At 36.8% G+C, this 2269-nt stretch carries 3 protein-coding genes and 1 pseudogene; all 4 read right to left on the bottom strand.

The features are described from left to right. Positions 1 to 56 precede the first annotated feature (56 nt). Positions 57 to 743, bottom strand: coding sequence for a hypothetical protein (locus WYK_RS06110; RefSeq protein ID WP_040373676.1), 687 nt, complete (start codon positions 741 to 743; stop codon positions 57 to 59). Positions 744 to 771: 28 nt separating this feature from the next. Beyond that, the gene (locus WYK_RS06105; protein ID WP_040373675.1) at positions 772 to 1383 is read right to left on the bottom strand and encodes a MotE family protein; all 612 of its coding nucleotides are present in this window, start codon (positions 1381 to 1383) and stop codon (positions 772 to 774) included. A gap of 5 nt (positions 1384 to 1388) precedes the next feature. Further along, positions 1389 to 1835: a flagellar export protein FliJ gene (fliJ, locus tag WYK_RS06100; RefSeq protein WP_040373674.1), complete on the bottom strand. Its 447-nt coding sequence runs from the start codon at positions 1833 to 1835 to the stop codon at positions 1389 to 1391. A gap of 2 nt (positions 1836 to 1837) precedes the next feature. Continuing rightward, positions 1838 to 2269 (bottom strand): annotated as a pseudogene (fliI, locus tag WYK_RS06095) (flagellum-specific ATP synthase FliI); the annotation flags it as partial.

Here is a 2269-nt window from a genome sequence, read left to right as displayed (position 1 = left end):
TTCGAGTGAACGTGCTTCTTAGCGCATCCAGCGTAAATCCTGTCTGTTTTTTCTTATTATTGTTGAATTGCTTTTTTAACTTCTATATTCGTACCCGATAGTTTATCAAGCTTAGCCGAAATATTCTCAAGCAACTGTTTTAGTTCTTTAGTTAACGGGAGATCCTGCGGCTTCATGACTTGTGTATCTGCATCGAGCAATTGTATTTTTGCCAATTTGACAGCCTCTGCCATTCCAGCAGCTTTTGATTCTTTCCATTCTTCAACATCTGTTTCATCAATTTCTTTAATAAGGGTATACAAATCCAAGAGATTAATAGTAAGCACTTGTTCAGGAGTTACTAAGCATTCTTCTACATCAAGCTCTATTTCTTGGAGTGCCCCTTCTTCAACAAGACCCGCTATTAGGTTAATTAATGATGGAAGATCTTTCACCATTGCTTGAATAAGTTCATCTGTACCAAGTTCAAGTGGATCAGTACTGACGATCTGTTGAGCAGATATTTCTTCTACCTCGGTAAGCGTGTCGATATTTAGAAAGGATATCAGGCTATTAATAAGAACTTGTTGTTCTGAAACTGGTTCTTCAATGACTATCGGTTGTTCATCTGATTTCAAAGCTCCAGTAAATACACTCCCGAACTTTGTCATATTGGGAGCACTTTCAATTGTTATACCTGAAGCTTGACTGGTTTCACCACCAGCACCAGATGCAGGTATTAGAAGTATTCCTCCTGTATTCATTGTTTCACCCCCTCTCATCTCAACCTGCTTATCGCTGCTGATTTTCTACTTTTTCTGTTAATTGCTTCATTAAACGAGCGGCATCCGAAGGCGGCATTTGTTCCATGACAGCTGCCAGTGTATCTGTGTTCATATTAGCAAGTATTCCCACTGCATCTTCATCATTCATCGCTGTTATAATCGGAGCCGATTTTTTGGGAGACATCGTTTCATAAGTCTTAATGATGTCCTTATACTCACGCTTATTTACATCTTGTTGCTGCCTAAGCTGATTAATTTCTGTTTCAAGCTGCTGCTTTTCCAAATCGTTACGCTGGATGGTTTCATCTTTTTCATCAAGCAGCCCTTCCATTGCATCAATTTCTGATTGCTGATCAGCTATTCTCACTTCCAAATCTGCCACTTTCTCTTTTTGCTGATTAACATTCTCGCTTTGGCGGGATTTTGGTTCTTCCAATAAAGCTGAGATATACGGAATCTTTACACCAACTTCTTTGGCCTTTGTGAAAATATTAATATCTGAAATCGTTAAAACAATTGTTGCTACAACCACTGTGAAAATTGCGGGAATAAATACAGTCACTAGAAACCATTGAAATTTACTATGTTTGTTATCGGTTTTTTCCGCTTCATTATTCATCGTTGTCACCTAATTGCCTTATTTATAAATTGCCGTATTGAAATTTCATCCATATTCTTGTTTTCAAGCTCTTTTACCTGATCAAGGAACTTAGCATAATCTTTATCCTTAATTTTTTCGTATTTCTTCATTTCAATGGTTTTTTCAACTAAGGTTTCTTGAAAGGCATTCATTCGGTACCTCGCCTCCATAACTTCTTGTTGAATACGTTCAAGCGTTTTCTCGAGGGTGTCCATAAAAGCTTGATGATGGCGAATGTCTTGTACCGCTAATCCTTGACTTAATCTTCCTTGTTGTACATTTTGCATTTCTTCTTTTTTTCTCAAGGTCCTATATAGCTTTTCGGCTGCTAATTCGAAAGTTTTAACCGCTTGATTGTATTTTGAGGATGCATCATTTTTTTCTTTTTCTTTTATCGTTAATATTTTTTCGAATTTATAGTGATAACTCAAAGCTATTCACCCTTTTCCATGAGTTGTATAAGGTTAAATACACTTTCTTCCTTAGACACTTTTTCATGGGTCCCTTGTTTTAAAAAAGAAATAATTTGCGGTTGTTTCTTTATTGAATCATCAATTTCCTTTGAAGTTCCTCGCTTATATGCACCGATATTAATCAAATCTTCTGATTCCATATAAGTAGAAAGCGAAGCTCTCATATTTTCAGCTGATTGTTTGTGTTTAGCATCAACAATATTATTCATGACCCGGCTAATGCTTTTAAGGACATTAATTGCTGGATATTGACCTTTATTGGCAATTTGCCTATCCATTACAAAGTGGCCGTCTAAGATTCCTCTTACAGCATCTGCGATAGGTTCATTCATGTCATCGCCGTCAACCAATACCGTATAAAAAGCGGTGATGGTACCAATTTTATTCGTTCC

It is taken from the genome of Peribacillus psychrosaccharolyticus ATCC 23296 (genome assembly GCF_000305495.1).
Lineage (GTDB): Bacteria > Bacillota > Bacilli > Bacillales > DSM-1321 > Peribacillus > Peribacillus psychrosaccharolyticus.
This window is presented reverse-complemented; position numbering and strand designations above follow the sequence as displayed.